The sequence below is a fragment of the Streptomyces sp. NPDC002144 genome (genome assembly GCF_053593695.1).
This window is the reverse complement of record NZ_JBSFDB010000019.1, coordinates 149,810-164,947: the sequence shown is the minus strand read 5'-3', so window position 1 is coordinate 164,947 and position 15,138 is coordinate 149,810. Positions and strand designations below refer to the sequence as shown.

Below are 15,138 nucleotides of genomic sequence, written 5' to 3'. Positions count from 1 at the left end.
GTCAGGTCGTCAGGGCGTCGACCGTGTTGCTGCGGATGCCGCCGGGGTTGACCAGGGTCACCACCCAGGTGAGGCCGCTGTCCCGTGGCACGCGATGGAACAGGGCGATCGCTCGTCCCGGATTGGTGGTGTCCACGGTGCCGTGCGAGACGATGACGGCCCAGTCCGGCCGTTCGAGGGCGGAAAGCTCCGCCGTGGCGCCGGGGAGGAAGCCGCTGCCGACCAGGCGGACCCGCAGATGGTGCCCGCTGTGCTTCTCCGCCTCGGCGAAGACCACGAGCGGAGGCTCGCCGCGCTGCACCGCGTGGGCGAGCGTCGCCGTGTCGGTGAGTTGCTGCGCCAGTTCGCCGAGGGCGCGCACCACCCGCCCGGTCCGCAGGCCGTCGGGCAGCGGAACGCCGCTGGGCAGGGTGCCGCTGCGGGCCAGAGCGAGGGTGCGGCGCACCAGGTCGGCAAGCTGGTCCAGGATGGGGGTGATCGCGACGACGCCGTCCTTGCCGGCCTCCCGGATCAGCCGCGGTGCCTCGCTGGTGCTGACCCGGACCACCCAGTCCAGCAGGTCGGAGAAGAGGATCGAGGGCAGGCCCGACGAAGCGGGGAACTCCAGCCTGATCGTCTGGCGCTGGGCCGCGTCGATGAAGACCGACTCCAGCGTGAAGACGGCTTCCTCGACGGACTGTGCCACCACGTCCAGGTTGCGGGACAGCCGGATCAGGACCGTGCCGAGCGAGGTGTCCGGGGTGGTGCCGTCGAACAGCCGGCGGTAGTCCCGCCAGCCTGCTTCCAGGGCCAGCACATGGTCGACGACGATACGGAAGTTGGTGACGATCCGTTCCTCGTCGAGTGTGCCGACGCGGCCAGTGTTCAGCCCGAAGCGCTCGCGGAGCTGGGCGAGTTGCCCGCCCACCGAGTCCGGATCGAGTGGCGTGCCGGTGACGTGCCGACCGGCCAGCAGGGTGAACAGCTCGTCCACCCGCTGGATGCGCGGCCCGCCCTCCACGGCCAACTCGTCGACCAGCTCTCCCAGTTCCGAGCGCACGATGGTACGGATGGCCTCGGTGTCCTGCGGATCGGCGGCCGGGTCCAGGGGTTGCAGGCCGTCGAGCAGGGGGGTGACCTGGTCCAGGGCGTTCTTGGCCCGGTTGTAGATGCTCGCCTGCGCTCCGGTGAGCGCGCCCAGGTCGGCCTGGACGGCATAGCCGCGCGGGTGCCAGGTGAACTCCGTGTGGCCCTCCACCTCCCGCAACTCGAAGGCCCCGGTCAGCGCCGCCCGGAAACCCGAGGTGTTGGAGCCGGGACGCCAGCCGAGCACATCCCGCAGAGCGCCCTCGACGATCTGCCCGTAGGTGGCCGAGCGGTCTCCGCCGACGACCGGTGCGCCGCGGCCGGAACCGATGTCCTCGGTGAGAACGGGGAACGAGGACAGATCGCTCAGCACCTGGCCGGAGGGGGTCGTCCCGCCGCCCCGGCCGGGCGGGCGGGTGACGACGAAGGGCACGACGGGCGTGGAGTTGACGTCGACGGTGGTCCACTGGACCGGTTCCCCGTATCCGGGATCGGCGGAAAGCAGGTAGACGCCGGCACGGTCGACGACGAGTTCGTAGTCGCCGTCGTCGTCGGTGTGCGTCGTGCCCAGTTGTTCCGTTCCGTCCTCGCTGTGGATCGTCACCCTCACGTTGGGGACCGGGTGACCATCCTCGTCGCGCACCTGCCCGCTGATGCCGTGTGTCTCCTCGGTGGCGAGCCGGAGGAACCTGAAGCGCTCCGAGATGTCGTGCTCCTTGCCCCGGGTGGCCTTGCAGAGCGCCCGCCGGTACCTGGGATCGACGTCGACACCGTGTGTGCCGCACTTGGCGTGGGAGAGGTCGTCGACGGCGATGTCCACCATGCCCGGATCGACGGTGTCGAACACGCACCGGCCACGGCGGTCGGTGCGCTGCCTCCGGGCGTCGGTCTCGTCGCGGGCGTCGGACGGCACGAGCCGGAAGACCGCTCCGACCACCGGTTCTCCGTCCACTTCCGCTTCGATCACGAAACGGGCGCAGTCGAGCCGGTACAGCAGCCGCTTCGGCTCGTCGGACAGCGGGTCCACTCCCATGGGGTGTTCGGTGGCCTTTGGGTCGAGCGGTGCGTAGAACCCGCCGCGGCGGGCGACGACGTCGACGCTCTCGCCCTTGGCCGTCGCATGGATGAGGCCGTCCGGCCCGCTGACGTAGTCGACACCCGCCACGCTGGCCCTGGCACCGGGCGCCGTCTCGCCCTCCCGGGTGACGGTCCGCAGCCGCACGAGCCGTGTGCCGACTTCGGGCAGCAGTACGACGTACGGCTCCTTCCCGCGCTGTCCGCTCCGGGCCGCCAGGACCAGATCGGTGGGCTCACCATTGCCCGAGGCCCGCACGTCGGTGAAGCCCACGGCCGTGTCCGGTCGTGCGGCGACCGTGTAGGTGCCCGGCTCGAGTTCGCAGGTGATGAGTCCCCGCTCGTCCGAAGGCCCCACCGTGATCGGTGGCCCGCCGGTCGTCCGGGAGAGCTCCAGTGTGACGTTGTGCGGTTTCGGCCAGGTCTTCGGATCCGGATCCTCGGCGTCGTGAGTGGGCGCGAGGTAGACCTGGATCGTGAGTGTGGGCATCGTGCTCTCCTTCCTCTCCAGGTCAGCGGCCGGCGCCGGACATGGAGCACGGGCTGGTCAGCGCGGCGGTCTGCCGGCGTCGGGCGTCGGGCGCGGTCTTCGCACCTGCCCGCGCGAACCGGAGGGTCACGGTCATCGCCTCGCCAGTTCCGTGTAGAAGTTGCGGGTGATCACGCCCGGGCGGGCGAGGCCGCGGTCCAGGGCGGAGCGGGTGGCGCCGATCAGGAAACGGGCCGGGATGATGCCCGGGTCGGTTCCGGCGGCGAGGCGTTCGGCGGCTTCCCGCTGCATCGCGTACTCCTTGGCGCCGAAGGGCAGCACCTGGGCGAGGCTGCGGCGGCCGAGCTCGGGGAACGGCCGGAAGCAGAGGGCGTCGACGACCGCGGGGTGGGCGGCCTGGAACGTGGCCAGCAGCTCGCGGGGCAGGGTGCCGGCCCGCGGGTCGGGATAGATCGCGGCCCACAACCGCCCGTACCGCTCGGCCTGTTCCTCGAACCCCGTCCTGCGCAGCAGCTCGATCGAGATCCAGGCACGGAACCAGGGCGTCGGATGCGGACCGTGCGGGCTGTACGTCAGGACGGTCGCCGGGGCGCGGGCGATCACGTCGAGCAGGGACCCGACCACGGCGGGGCCGCCGAGCAGAAGGGCGCACAGGTCGGCGTAGATCTCGCGGTTCCAGCGGACCCAGGTGCGCACGACGGCGGGCGGGCAGCCCTCGTCGAGGAGCCGGCGGGCGATCGCGCGGGGCACGGCCCGGTCGAGGCCGAGGTCGCTCTGGAGGTTGTGGGAGACCTCGTGGAGCACCGCGCCCAGGGTCCAGGGGTTGACCAGTCGGTGGTAGGGCAGTTGGACCAGCGGGAACGGGTTGAGCCGTCGGCCGAGGCGGCGCAGCGGGATGCCGCGGCGGAAGGTGGCCGGGGAGAATCCGGTGCGCATGAAGGAGAACGGGGGCGGGGCCGGCAGCGGTTTGGCCTCGCCGACACCCAGGTAGGCGGCCTGGTAGCAGGACAGGGCGATGCGGTCGCACGACAGCAGGGCGTCCGCGAACACGGACTGGCGCTGGCCGAACAGCTCGAAGTAGAAGTCCCAGATCCGCTCGACCTCACGTACCCAGTCGTGGGCCCGCTCCTTGGCCGTCAGCAGCCTCTGCAGGCGCCCGGTGACGGGCCGCGCCTCCGCAGCGCGGGCCAGCTCCCGAACCTGCTCGCTCTGCCGCAGCAGTTCGGCACGCAGCTGCCGCAACAGCGCGTTGACGGCCTGCAGATGTCCGGCGGTGGGCGCCGCGGCCCCGTTCCCGAACTCCCCCTCCCGGAAGGGCCGCAGGGCCGCGGCATGCCGGGTGACGTTCAACCCCTGAGCGCGGAGCCACGGTTGACGGACGGGGACGACGACGGGGGTGGGTCGGACGGGGCGAGCGGACTGGACGACGGCGGTCCCTGGGTCCGGGGTGGGGACTGGACCCCCAGGGGCACGACGGACCTGTCCCCGGGGACGGGCGGGCATGCCGGCGGAGGCGGACATCCGGGGCTGGACGGCCAGCACCGGACCGGCCCCCGCGCGGGGGGCGCCCGTGCGAGGGACGTCCGAGCGGGGTGGACCCGTGCGGGTGCCGTCCGAGCGGGGTGGGCCCGAGCCGGGTGCGACCGCACCCGATGTCCGGGCCCGGTCGCGGGCCGTCGGCGCGCTCATCGTCGGCCTCCGGCCGGAACCCGGGAGCAGACCGTGCCCGCGGAGCGCGTCCGCCGTACGGCACGTCGCGGCGTCCGCCCCGGGGCGGCCGGGGCGGCAAGGTCCGGTTTTCCGGAGGGGACTTTCCGGGCCGCCCGGTCGCACGGCGTGGCTGCGGTCATCAGGAGCCTCCGTCAGAAGCCGTAGGGCCTGCGTGGGCGGGCCGGGCGGTAGGCGGGGACCGGGACCCACGCGACGGACAGGGCGGGCAGACCGGGAGGAGGGGCGGCCACGCGACGCGGCCCGTACCGGCGGCGGTGCGTCGCCGGGACGACCGTTGGCCGTCCGTACGGTCCGGGGCCGGTCACGCCCGTCGGGACCGCCGCCACCGAGCGCACGGCGGCGGCCGAGACCGGCGCCACTCCGGGAGCACCCGACCGTACGGCCTGGTGGTACCGGCGGTCCATGGTCCGGGCCCGCCGCAGCACCGCACGGCGCCTGCGCGGGTCGGACAGGACCGCCGCCGTCTGGCCGGCCAGGGTGCGGGCGGCCGAGCGCGCCGTGACCGGACGGCCCCGGGCCACCTGCCGGGCCAGGCTGCCGGCGGTGCGCACGGCGATGGTGGGGAGCGCCCGGACCAGAGGCCGTGTCGCCGGATTGCGGCGCAGGGTGCGGGTCACGCCCGCGAGGCCACGGACCAGTTGCGGGGCGTGGCGGATGACGGCCGGCGCGGCCCGGCGCACCAGGCCCACGGCGATGGGCGCCAGCGCGCCGATGAACGCCTCGGCCTCCTCCTCGGACTCCGCCTCGGCGGCGGCATGTCCCAGGTGCTCCATCAGGGCGTCCGGATAGATCCGCCGAAGGGGATTGGCCATCCCCTCCGCCTCGGACTCGTACTCGAACTCGCCCTCCGCCTCGTACTCGTGGAGGAGCTCCTCCTCGAACTCCCTGTGGTGGAGGCCCTCTTCCTCGAACTCCTCCTCGAACTCGCCCTCTGTCTCGAAGAGATACTCCTGCTCAGAGCCCCCGCCGCTCAGGGCACCGAGTGCCGAGCGCGCCGCCCGGCCGGCCACTCCCGCGAGGGAGGACAGGAACTCCTCGCCTTCGAACTCGCCCGCGAACTCGCCCTCGCCCTCGTACGCGTTCTCGTATTCGCTCTCGTTCTCGTATTCGTTCTCCAGGGCGCCTTCGCCCTCGTAGAGGTTCTCCCACTCCCCCTCCAGCTCGGGGAGCGGCGCCGCGCCGGACGTCCTGGGACCGGCACCGTTGGTGGTCGTGCTCATGGCCGCAGTCCTTCCTGTGGCTCAGCGCGGGGCCGAGTAGCCGGGGCGGCGGGGCCGCGCGCCCGCGTAGGGGCGGCGGGTCCGGGCGGCGGGGCTGGTGGCACGGACCGCGGTCGCGGCACGCACGTTGCGCTGCAGTGCCCGGGCCGTCTGCTGCGGGCTGCCCAGGACGCGCCGGGTCTGCCCGGCCATGACGCGGGCGGCGGTACGGCGGTCGGCGGGCCGGCCGGCCGCGGCGCGGGCGCCGAGGACACGGGCCGTACGGCGGACGATCAGCGGCACGGCGCGCACGGCGGGCCGGGTGGCGCGCTGCCGGCGCAGCAGCCGGGTGAGGACGCAGGTGGCCCGCACCAGATGCGGCAGCAGCCGGCGCAGGGCGGCCCGGTCCCGGGCGGACAGCGCGGAGACGGTCGCGGCGCCGATCATCGCCTCGGCCTCGGCCTCGGTCTGGGCCTGCGCGGCGACGGCGGCCATCATCTCGGCCAGCGCCTCCTGCTGGGTCAGCGAGCGGGTCGCCTCCTCCTCCGCCTCCGCCTCGAACTCCCCCTCGCCCTCCTCCTCGTAGAGGTACTCCTCCTCGAACTCGCCCTCGCCGAGAGCCCGGGCGGCGACGCTCCCGAGAGCCCCGCCGAGGGGTCCGCCGATCGCGGTGCCCACCATCGGGGCGGCCACCCGCGCGACCTGGCGCAGGATCGGGGCGGCCCGGCGGACGAAGGAGCGGATCCGGCGGAAGAAGGCCTCCTCCTCGAACTCGCCCTCGTACTCGCCCTCCCACTCGCCTTCGTACTCCCCCTCGAACTCCCCCTCGCCCAGGAGCCCGCCGAGCGCACCGGCGATCCGGCCGAGGAACTCCTCGCCCTCCTCCTCGCCTTCCTCCTCGAAGAGGTACTCCTCCTCGCCGGCGCCCTCGAACTCGCTCTCCAGGGCGGCCTCGTCCTCGTACTCCAGCTCGGTCTGGCGCATGTGCATCGCCGCCTCTCGTCACGCGGTCGGACAACTCACCCTGGTCATGGCGGAGTTGGCGTACCAGTCGCACGTCCTGCGGTCGGCCGTACCGGTCGGGTTCGGATGAGCGTCCCTCGGACGTGCTACACGCAAATGGGGCACAGGGGGGTCGTGCCCGCTGTTAAAGTGCGCTCATGCCGACGGGCGTGGAACCGGGTGAGGTCCCGGCCGCTGAAGGCAAGGGGGCTGGCGATGACGGACGGGGCAGGTACCGGACTACTGGCCAGGGAGCGGACCGCCGCCGAAGTCGAGGCGCTGGCGGTGGAGTTGATCGCCAAGCTCGCCGCCGGTGACGGACATGTGCTGCTGGACCTGGAGATCGACGGGGTACGGTGTCTGGTCCTGCGCGGCGACCGCACGGGGCCCGTCTCCTTACTGAGCCCGCGCGAGCTGGAGATCGCCCGCATGGTCGCCTGCGGTCACCCCAACAAGACGATCGCCTCGGTCCTGGAGATCAGCACCTGGACCGTGGCCTCCCACCTGCGTCGCATCTTCATGAAGCTCGACGTGACGTCCCGCGCGGCGATGGTGAGCCGGCTGACCTCGGGTGAGCAACAGCTGAAGCCCGATCCCATGGAGCTGACCTAGCCATGGTGTCCCGATGGGACCGCTGGCCCCAGCAGGACGGGGCGAACTGGCTCGAGGTCTACGGCGAGAGCGACCCCGTCTCCGTCCCGCTGGCGGGGCTGTTCTCCACCGACTCCAACGCCTCGCGGGAGTTCACCCCCTATCTGTACGTCTGGACGTTCGGATACACGGGGGACACGCCCGACAAGGCGGAGGTCCGGCTGCTGTTCCCGGCGGTCGACGGGTGGCGGGTGAAGGACGTCCAGGCGCTGGTGTACCACCTGCCTCCGGTACAGGAGGAGCGGGAGTGGCGCACCGCCGTGGCCGAGGATCTGAACGCGCTCGCTCCGGCGGTGGGGCTGGCCGGTCAGCTCGCCGCCGAGGTGGCCCCGCTGCCCGGACTCAGCGCGGCCTCGGCGGCCATCGCCCATCTGAAGATGCGCAGCGCGCCGCAGGTGGGCCACGACGCCTGGTACGTGCGCAGGATCCACCAACACACGGGGGGCACGCTGTACTACGGGGTCGAGTGGACACTCCCCGGCAAGCTGCTGCAGCAGGTCGGCACGCGTGTCACGGGGGCGCTGCTCGTGCAGTACTTCAGCGCCGAGCCCGTGCGCGGCGGCGGCCGGAGGGATGGTGCGCTGCTGTCCCACGCCAGGCTGACCGTCAAGGGCAGGGCCGTCGAGCTGCCGGCCGGATCGTGGTCCGAGGACCCCGTGACCGACGCCTTCGTCATGCTGCCCCTCAGCGTGACGGCGCAGGCCGCGCGGGAGTGACCGCCCCCGGGCTGTCGTCCTACGGCGCCAGGATGTCCAGTTCCTGGAGCGCGCCCACCGTGATCTGCCGGGTGAGTTCCTCCGCGCGGGTCGCGTCGCCCGCTCGTACCGCCTCGGCGACCTGGACGTGGAGGGTGACGGCGGCGGGGTCGGGGTCCTCGAACATCACGTCGTGGTGGGTGCGGCCGGAGAGGACCTCCGCGACGACGTCCCCGAGGCGGGCGAACATCTCGTTGCCCGAGGCGGTGAGGATCACCCGGTGGAAGGCCACGTCGTGCACGAGGTACTCCTCCAGCTTGTGGCCGCGGGAGTTGGCGACCATGCCGAGGGCGCACCGGGTGAGTTCGGCGCACTGCTCGGCGGTGGCGTTCCTCGCCGCGAGAGCGGCGGCGACCGGTTCGACCGCCGAGCGCAGCACGGTCAGTGAGCGCAGCTGACGGGGGCGGTCGGCGCCGGCCAGGCGCCAGCGGATGACCTGCGGGTCGTACACGTTCCACTCGGCCTTCGGGCGCACCGTCACGCCCACGCGCCGGCGCGACTCGACCAGGTGCATGGACTCCAGGACCCGGACCGCCTCCCGCATCACGGACCGTGAGACGTCGAAACGCTGTGCCAGCTCGTCCGTGCGCAGAACGCTGCCCGGCGGGTACTCGCCCGCTGTGATCGCGGGGCCGAGGGTGTCCAGTACACGGCCGTGCAGCCCCCGGCCCGCTGTGCTCATGCACTCAGAGTACGGGGTGGATCACGGGCACAAAAAGTCAGACTTATTTATGCCAGAGTCTTGAATTCGTCGTACCTAATCGGTTTCAGTTACGTCGACATCATGTGTCGAAGAGGACAGTGAGGCAGCGATGAGCACCCCCCATGTCGTCGTGGTCATGGGCGTCGCGGGCACCGGGAAGACCACTATCGGTCCCCTGCTCGCGGCGCGGCTCGGCGTCCCGTACGCCGAGGGCGACGACTTCCACCCGCAGGCCAACATCGCCAAGATGTCGGCCGGCGTCCCGCTCGACGACGAGGACCGGTGGCCGTGGCTCGACGCCATCGGCGCCTGGGCGCACGAGCGGGCCGGGCTCGGCGGGGTGGTCAGCAGCTCGGCGCTGAAGCGGTCGTACCGCGACCGTCTGCGCGCCGCCGCCCCCGGTGTCGTCTTCGTCCACCTCACGGGCGACCGTGCCCTGATCGAGGACCGGATGTCGCATCGGCAGGGTCACTTCATGCCGACGGCGCTGCTCGACTCCCAGTTCGCCACCCTCCAGCCGCTCCAGCCGGACGAGGCGGGTGTCGCGGTGGATGTCACCGGCAGCCCCGAAGAGATCACCGAACGGGCCATGAAGGCGCTGAGCGCCCTCCCCCACCCGGCCCGATAAGACCGGCCCGACAAGACCGGCCCGACAAGACCGGCCCGGTAGGACCGGCCCGGTAGGACCGGCCGGGCAAGACCCCCTATCCCACTCCCCGTACCTGCAAGGGACCACCGTGACCAGACTCAGCGTCGAGATGCTGGCAGCGGACGCACCCGAGCCGATCACCTCGGCCGGCCACGCTCAGCTGGGCATCGCCGTACTCGTGGGCATCGCCGTCATCGTCGTGCTCATCACCAAGTTCAAGCTGCACGCCTTCCTGTCCCTGACCCTCGGCTCGCTGGTGCTCGGCGCCGTCGCGGGTGCCCCGCTGGACAAGGTCATCCTCAGCTTCACCACCGGACTCGGCACCACCGTCGCGAGCGTCGGTGTGCTGATCGCCCTGGGCTCCATCCTCGGCAAGATGCTCGCCGACTCCGGTGGAGCGGACGAGATCGTCGACACCATCCTCGCCAAGGCCGGCGGCCGGGCGATGCCATGGGCGATGGTGCTGATCGCCTCGGTCATCGGACTCCCGCTGTTCTTCGAGGTCGGCATCGTGCTGCTGATCCCGGTCGTGCTGATGGTCGCCAAGCGCGGCAACTACTCGGTGATGCGCATCGGCATCCCGGCGCTCGCCGGTCTGTCCGTGATGCACGGTCTCGTCCCGCCGCACCCGGGCCCGCTGGTCGCGATCGCCGCCGTCAAGGCCAACCTCGGTGTGACGCTGGCGCTGGGCATCCTGGTCGCCATCCCGACGGTGATCATCGCCGGCCCGCTGTTCTCCAAGGTCGCGGCCCGCTGGGTCGACGTCCCGGTCCCCGAGCGGATGCTGCCGCCGCGCGCGTCCGAGGAACTGGAGAACCGCCCCGGCTTCGGCGCCACCCTGGCCACCGTCCTGCTGCCGGTCGTGCTGATGCTGTCCAAGGCACTGGTCGACATCGTGATCGACAACCCCGACGACATCACCCAGCGCGTCTTCGACGTCATAGGCAACCCGCTGATCGCCCTGCTCGCGGCGGTGCTCGTCGGCATCTTCACACTGCTGCGGCCCGCCGGGTTCGGCCGGGAGCGGCTCACGCCGCTGGTCGAGCAGGGACTCGCGCCCATCGCCGGCATCCTGCTGATCGTCGGCGCGGGCGGCGGCTTCAAGCAGACGCTGATCGACACCGGCGTGGGCAAGATGATCCTGGACATCTCCAAGGACTGGTCGATCCCGGCGCTGCTGCTGGCCTGGCTGATCGCGGTGATCATCCGGCTCGCCACCGGTTCGGCGACGGTGGCGACGGTCTCGGCGGCCGGTCTGGTCGCCCCGCTCGCGGCCGACATGTCGACCACGCACACCGCCCTTCTGGTCCTGGCCATCGGCGCCGGCTCACTCTTCTTCAGCCATGTCAACGACGCCGGTTTCTGGCTGGTGAAGGAGTACTTCGGGCTGAGCGTCGGCCAGACCATCAAGACCTGGTCCGTCATGGAGACCATCATCTCCGTGGTCGCGGGCGGCCTGGTCCTGCTTCTGTCACTGGTCATCTAGGAGTACGAGGATGAGTCACCCCCTGTTCGACATCAGCGGCCGCAGGGCCCTGGTCACCGGCTCCAGCCGGGGCATCGGGCTGGCCCTGGCCCGCGGCCTGGCGGAGGCAGGCTGCACGGTGGTCCTCAACGGCCGGGACGCCGACCGCCTCACCAAGGCGGCCGCCGAACTGCCCGGCGACATCCACACGGCCGTGTTCGACGTGACGGACGGTCCCTCGGTGAAGGCCGGCGTGGCGGACGTCGAACAGCGGGTCGGCCCCCTGGACATCCTCGTCAACAACGCGGGCATGCAACTGCGCGCCCCGCTCCTGGAGTTCACCGACGCCGACTGGCACCGCATCCTGGACACCAACCTCACCAGCGCCTTCCTCGTCGGCCGGGAGGCGGCCCGGTACATGACGGCCCGCGGTCACGGAAAGATCGTCAACATCTGCTCGCTGCAGAGCGAGGTGGTCCGCCCCGGCATCGCGCCCTACGCGGCCACCAAGGGCGCGCTGAAGATGCTGACCAAGGGCATGTGCGCCGACTGGGGTCCGCACGGTGTGCAGGTCAACGGCCTGGGGCCGGGCTACATCGAGACGGAGCTGACCGGGCCCCTCGTCGAGGACGAGGAGTTCAGTGCCTGGGTGCGCCGCCGCACCCCGGCCGGCCGCTGGGGCCGTACCGAGGACCTGGTGGGCGGGGTGCTCTTCCTGGCCTCGCCCGCCGCGGACTTCGTCGGCGGACAGGTGCTGTACGTCGACGGCGGAATGACGAGCGTGCTGTGAAGGGGGCCGCGGGGATGCTCGGTTGTGTGATCCACGGTCAGGACGACCTGCGCGTCGAGGAGTTGCCGGTCCCTCAACCCGCCCCGGGGCAGGCCCTGGTGGCCGTCCGCTACGGCGGGGTCTGCGGGTCCGACCTGCACTACTGGAGGCACGGCGGGGTCGGCGACTTCCGCCTGAGGGAGCCGATGCTGCTCGGGCACGAGGTGGTCGGCACGGTCCTCGCGTACGGCTCCCGGTCCCCCGCAAGTCCCGCCGTGGGTACGGCCGTCGCCGTGCACCCGGCCAGTCCGTGCGGTGCCTGCCCGGAGTGCGTGGACGGACGCCGGAACGTCTGCCGGGACACCCGCTACCTCGGCAGCGCGGCCCGCTTCCCCCACGTACAGGGCGGTTTCGCGGCGCGAGTGGTCGTACCGACCGAGCAGTTGAGGCCGCTTCCGGAGGGGCTGGAGCTGCGCCGGGCGGCCCTCGCCGAACCGCTGTCCGTCGCCCTCCACGCGGTGCGCCGGGCCGGTGCCGTGACCGGCAGGCACGTCCTGGTCACCGGCGCCGGGCCCATCGGCTGTCTGGTCGTCGCGGCGGCCAGGGCGGCGGGCGCCGCACGGGTCACGGTCACCGACCTGCTCCCCGCCGCCCTGGAGTACGCCCGCCTCGCCGGCGCCGACACCCTCGTACGGGCCGATGATCCGGACGATCCCGGGTGGCCGTCCGAGGTGGACGTGGCCGTGGAGGCGTCCGGGGTGGCGGCGGGGCTGGACACCTGTCTGCGGCTGGTGCGGCGCGGCGGGGTCGTGGTCCAGCTGGGGATGCTGCCGCCGGGACCCTCTCCTTTCGCCGGCAATCTCGTCGTCAGCCGGGAGATCGAACTGCGGGGCGCCTTCCGCTTCGACACCGAGTTCGACGAGGCACTGCGGCTGCTCGCGGCGGAGCCCGCCTTCGACGGGCTGGTCAGCGCGGTGGTCCCGGTGCGGGAGGCGGGGTCGGCCTTCGCACTGGCGGCGGACCGCAGCCGGTCCTGCAAGGTGCTGCTGGACTTCGGGACTTCCTGAACATTCCCCAAGGATCAGCCGAATACGGGTTCCCCGGGCGCGTGGCCGCCCGCATGATGAGGAGATCCCCGGACCTGGGAGCTCCGGGGGCGGACCGTGTCGGGGGGCGTGATGGCGGTTTCCCTCGGGATGCGTATCTCGGGGCTGCTCGTGGCGGGAGCGGTGGCGGTGGCCGTCGCGGCCTTCGGCGGTGACGGGAGTGGCAGCCCGGACGGCGGGGGCGGCGGCAGCTCGATCGTGACCACCGGTCCGACGGTCACCGACGGCCCCCGTACGGCACCGCCCTCCCCGACCCCCCGTCAGTCACCGGCCGGGGAGGCCGAGGGGACCGTACGCCCGGACGTTCCGCGCCACCGTCCCGGCACCGCGACTCCCCGTCGCGGCTCCCCCACGCCCTCCCCCAGCCACAGCAGCAGCCTTCTGCTGAGCCCGGGTTGGCTTCCTCCCGGCCCGGCCTCCCCCGACGCCGACCACGCGCCCGACCCGGCCGGTGTCTACGACCAGCTCCGGGACCCGGGCCGGTGCAGGGCCGCCCTCACGGTCGTCCCGGCGGCCTCCGCCGACCCCGAGTGGCGGGTGCTGCGGGCTCTGGCCACCGCCTGTCTCGCCGTTCAGGGCCGGGGCGGGGGTTGGGCGACGGCGGCCGGGGAGTACACCGCGCTGGCCGGCAAGGTCGACACGTGCAAGGGGCGCGCGGCCTACGCCGTTCTCGGCGGGCTGCTGGAGCTGCACCGGCTGCACCCCCACGCCACCGTGCGGCTGAAGGCCTCCTCGGGGTCCGCGCCCGCGTGCGCCTACCGGATCGCCGGGGTGGACACCGAGGTGGCCCAGCCCGGCGACACCGTCGGGATCGAGCTGCACGCCACCTACTTCGACCCCGCCGAACTGCCCAGGTTCGGCAGCGTGTCCATCGGCGGGCGCGCGCTGCCGGTGCCGCCCGTGCTGCGCTCCGTGTCGGGCGACGAGGTGGTGCTGTCGGCGGTCGTACCGGTCCTGGGTTCCTATCCGGCGTCCGTCGACGTGGTCGTCCGCTACGGCGGCACCGAGGTACGTCTGAAGGACGCCTTCACGGTGGCGGCACCCACGGTCACGGTCCCGTCACCGGGCGAGAGCTCGCAGCCGCCGGACAGGGCGCGGCCGCCCGCCGGGACCGGCTCACGGACGCCAGAGGGGGTGTTCCCGCTTCGCCCACTCCCGGCTCACCTTCCCCGTCCGTAGGCCGCTGCGGGCCTCCGGGTCGCCGATCGCCATGCCGATGTGCCCGGCGATGACGATCCCTATGGTCAGCGCCAGCCAGTCGTGCACGAAGGTCGCGCTGGTGCGCCACACGATCGAGGTGAGGTGGGTGAACCACATGATCAGGCCCGTGCCGAGCATCACCAGCGTGGCCCCGGCGATCCAGGACGCGTAGATCTTCTGCCCGGCGTTGAACTTCGCCGCCGGACGCGAGGAGCGGCGCTTGTCCCGGCTCACGACCGCCAGCAGCCACGTCTTGTCGTGCGGCCCGAAGCGGTTGAGGTGCCCGAGGTCGGCGCGGAAGTGCCGGGAGACCAGGCCCACCAGGACGGGCACCGGCAGGGCGAGCCCGGCGCACTCGTGGACGCGCACCACCAGCTCGCGGCGGCCGACCAGTTCTGCGAACTGCGGGACATAGAGGAAGGCTGCCGTCACCACGCACACGCCCATCAGCGCGGCCGTGGTCCGGTGCACCCACTTCTGCACCGGACCGAACCGGCGGACCTCGGTGGCGGCCGGGGTGTGCGCCTCAGCTCGTAGGGTCATCGTCGCGTCCGTTCGACTTGCCGACCCAGGCGTCCACGTCGTAGCCCCGGTGTTCCCAGTAGCCGCGCTCCACGTGCTCGGTGACGGTGATGCCGGAGAGCCACTTGGCGGACTTGTAGAAGTACATCGGCGCCACGTACAGCCGGACCGGTCCGCCGTGGGCGTGGCCGATCTCCTTGTCCTGCATGCGCAGCGCCACCAGGACGTCGGAGCGGCGCGCCTGGTCGAGGGTGAGGCTCTCGGTGTAGGCGCCGTCGAAGCAGGTGAAGCGGACCGCCCCGGCGCCGGACCGCACGCCCGCCGCGTCCAGCAGGTCGGACAGCCGTACCCCTTCGAAGGGGGTGTCCGGGACCCGCCAGCCGGTGACGCACTGGACGTCCTTGACCAGCCGGGTCTGCGGCAGGGTGCGCAGGTCGTCGAGCGTGTAGGTCTTCGGGCGGTCGACCAGTCCGCCGACGGTGAGGCGGTAGTTCGAGGCGTCCTTGTGCGGTACCGAGGTGGTCACCGAGTAGTAGCGGAAACCGCCGCCGTTCGGGAGCAGACCGGTCAGCCCGGTGGGGTCCTTGCCCGCGGCGGCGCCGAGGAAGCTCTCCAGGGCGCGCTGCACGGTGGGCGCGGTCACCACGCCGAGGGCGCCCAGGCCGATGGTGCCGAGCAGGACCCGGCGGCCGACCGGGGTGCCGCGTTGCGCGGGCGGCGCCGGTTTGCCCGGCTCCTCGGGTTGTTCGGGGTTCAC

The 15,138-nt window shown here is 72.5% G+C and carries 14 protein-coding genes; 7 read left to right on the top strand and 7 right to left on the bottom strand.

The window, feature by feature from the left end:
- Window position 1: 1 nt before the first annotated feature.
- From ACWCQ1_RS27515 to ACWCQ1_RS27500, 4 genes are all read right to left on the bottom strand, one after another.
- Window positions 2-2,629 carry a carboxypeptidase-like regulatory domain-containing protein gene (locus tag ACWCQ1_RS27515; protein ID WP_451027600.1) on the bottom strand — a complete coding sequence of 876 codons (2,628 nt, stop codon included), beginning with the start codon at window positions 2,627-2,629 and terminating at the stop codon, window positions 2-4.
- Window positions 2,630-2,761: 132 nt separating this feature from the next.
- Window positions 2,762-3,979 carry a hypothetical protein gene (locus tag ACWCQ1_RS27510; RefSeq protein WP_451027599.1) on the bottom strand — a complete coding sequence of 406 codons (1,218 nt, stop codon included), beginning with the start codon at window positions 3,977-3,979 and terminating at the stop codon, window positions 2,762-2,764.
- Between the two features lie 512 nt (window positions 3,980-4,491).
- Complete coding sequence (locus ACWCQ1_RS27505) at window positions 4,492-5,580, bottom strand: hypothetical protein (protein WP_451027598.1); 1,089 nt, start codon at window positions 5,578-5,580, stop codon at window positions 4,492-4,494.
- Between the two features lie 21 nt (window positions 5,581-5,601).
- The gene (locus tag ACWCQ1_RS27500; RefSeq protein ID WP_451027597.1) at window positions 5,602-6,543 is read right to left on the bottom strand and encodes a hypothetical protein; all 942 of its coding nucleotides are present in this window, start codon (window positions 6,541-6,543) and stop codon (window positions 5,602-5,604) included.
- Window positions 6,544-6,777: 234 nt separating this feature from the next.
- Here ACWCQ1_RS27500 and ACWCQ1_RS27495 point away from each other — a divergent pair, with 234 nt between their 5' ends.
- Both ACWCQ1_RS27495 and ACWCQ1_RS27490 read left to right on the top strand, forming a co-directional pair.
- Complete coding sequence (locus ACWCQ1_RS27495) at window positions 6,778-7,173, top strand: response regulator transcription factor (RefSeq protein WP_133047177.1); 396 nt, start codon at window positions 6,778-6,780, stop codon at window positions 7,171-7,173.
- Between the two features lie 2 nt (window positions 7,174-7,175).
- A complete protein-coding gene (locus tag ACWCQ1_RS27490) occupies window positions 7,176-7,928 on the top strand; it encodes a hypothetical protein (protein ID WP_358601973.1) in 753 nt (250 codons plus the stop codon).
- Between the two features lie 19 nt (window positions 7,929-7,947).
- Here the strand turns inward: ACWCQ1_RS27490 and ACWCQ1_RS27485 are convergent, their stop codons facing one another.
- A complete protein-coding gene (locus ACWCQ1_RS27485; RefSeq protein ID WP_358601970.1) occupies window positions 7,948-8,649 on the bottom strand; it encodes a FadR/GntR family transcriptional regulator in 702 nt (233 codons plus the stop codon).
- A gap of 130 nt (window positions 8,650-8,779) precedes the next feature.
- Here ACWCQ1_RS27485 and ACWCQ1_RS27480 point away from each other — a divergent pair, with 130 nt between their 5' ends.
- The 5 genes from ACWCQ1_RS27480 (at window position 8,780) to ACWCQ1_RS27460 (ending at window position 13,838) form a co-directional block, all read left to right on the top strand.
- The gene (locus ACWCQ1_RS27480) at window positions 8,780-9,298 is read left to right on the top strand and encodes a gluconokinase (RefSeq protein WP_133047179.1); all 519 of its coding nucleotides are present in this window, start codon (window positions 8,780-8,782) and stop codon (window positions 9,296-9,298) included.
- Window positions 9,299-9,407: 109 nt separating this feature from the next.
- Window positions 9,408-10,805: a GntP family permease gene (locus ACWCQ1_RS27475; RefSeq protein WP_133047180.1), complete on the top strand. Its 1,398-nt coding sequence runs from the start codon at window positions 9,408-9,410 to the stop codon at window positions 10,803-10,805.
- A gap of 10 nt (window positions 10,806-10,815) precedes the next feature.
- Window positions 10,816-11,574: an SDR family oxidoreductase gene (locus ACWCQ1_RS27470; RefSeq protein ID WP_358601966.1), complete on the top strand. Its 759-nt coding sequence runs from the start codon at window positions 10,816-10,818 to the stop codon at window positions 11,572-11,574.
- A 14-nt stretch (window positions 11,575-11,588) separates the two neighbouring features.
- Window positions 11,589-12,620, top strand: coding sequence for an L-idonate 5-dehydrogenase (locus tag ACWCQ1_RS27465; RefSeq protein WP_358601963.1), 1,032 nt, complete (start codon window positions 11,589-11,591; stop codon window positions 12,618-12,620).
- A 111-nt stretch (window positions 12,621-12,731) separates the two neighbouring features.
- On the top strand, window positions 12,732-13,838 hold the full coding sequence (locus ACWCQ1_RS27460) for a hypothetical protein (RefSeq protein WP_358601960.1): 1,107 nt from the start codon (window positions 12,732-12,734) through the stop codon (window positions 13,836-13,838).
- Here ACWCQ1_RS27460 and ACWCQ1_RS27455 read toward each other — a convergent pair.
- Window positions 13,776-14,402, bottom strand: a complete 627-nt coding sequence (locus tag ACWCQ1_RS27455; protein ID WP_208780973.1) for a cytochrome b/b6 domain-containing protein — start codon at window positions 14,400-14,402, stop codon at window positions 13,776-13,778. The genes ACWCQ1_RS27460 and ACWCQ1_RS27455 overlap by 63 nt on opposite strands.
- Window positions 14,386-15,138, bottom strand: a complete 753-nt coding sequence (locus ACWCQ1_RS27450; RefSeq protein WP_358601957.1) for a molybdopterin-dependent oxidoreductase — start codon at window positions 15,136-15,138, stop codon at window positions 14,386-14,388. The genes ACWCQ1_RS27455 and ACWCQ1_RS27450 overlap by 17 nt, the downstream gene beginning before the upstream one ends.

Bases quoted from the DNA above. Each gene is read 5' to 3' on its own strand.
- ACWCQ1_RS27515 (WP_451027600.1), bottom strand. From the start codon at position 2,629: ATGCCCACACTCACGATCCAGGTCTACCTCGCGCCCACTCACGACGCC.
- ACWCQ1_RS27505 (WP_451027598.1), bottom strand. From the start codon at position 5,580: ATGAGCACGACCACCAACGGTGCCGGTCCCAGGACGTCCGGCGCGGCG.
- ACWCQ1_RS27500 (WP_451027597.1), bottom strand. From the start codon at position 6,543: ATGCGCCAGACCGAGCTGGAGTACGAGGACGAGGCCGCCCTGGAGAGC.
- ACWCQ1_RS27495 (WP_133047177.1), top strand. From the start codon at position 6,778: ATGACGGACGGGGCAGGTACCGGACTACTGGCCAGGGAGCGGACCGCC.
- ACWCQ1_RS27490 (WP_358601973.1), top strand. From the start codon at position 7,176: ATGGTGTCCCGATGGGACCGCTGGCCCCAGCAGGACGGGGCGAACTGG.
- ACWCQ1_RS27485 (WP_358601970.1), bottom strand. From the start codon at position 8,649: ATGAGCACAGCGGGCCGGGGGCTGCACGGCCGTGTACTGGACACCCTC.
- ACWCQ1_RS27480 (WP_133047179.1), top strand. From the start codon at position 8,780: ATGAGCACCCCCCATGTCGTCGTGGTCATGGGCGTCGCGGGCACCGGG.
- ACWCQ1_RS27470 (WP_358601966.1), top strand. From the start codon at position 10,816: ATGAGTCACCCCCTGTTCGACATCAGCGGCCGCAGGGCCCTGGTCACC.
- ACWCQ1_RS27465 (WP_358601963.1), top strand. From the start codon at position 11,589: ATGCTCGGTTGTGTGATCCACGGTCAGGACGACCTGCGCGTCGAGGAG.
- ACWCQ1_RS27460 (WP_358601960.1), top strand. From the start codon at position 12,732: ATGGCGGTTTCCCTCGGGATGCGTATCTCGGGGCTGCTCGTGGCGGGA.
- ACWCQ1_RS27455 (WP_208780973.1), bottom strand. From the start codon at position 14,402: ATGACCCTACGAGCTGAGGCGCACACCCCGGCCGCCACCGAGGTCCGC.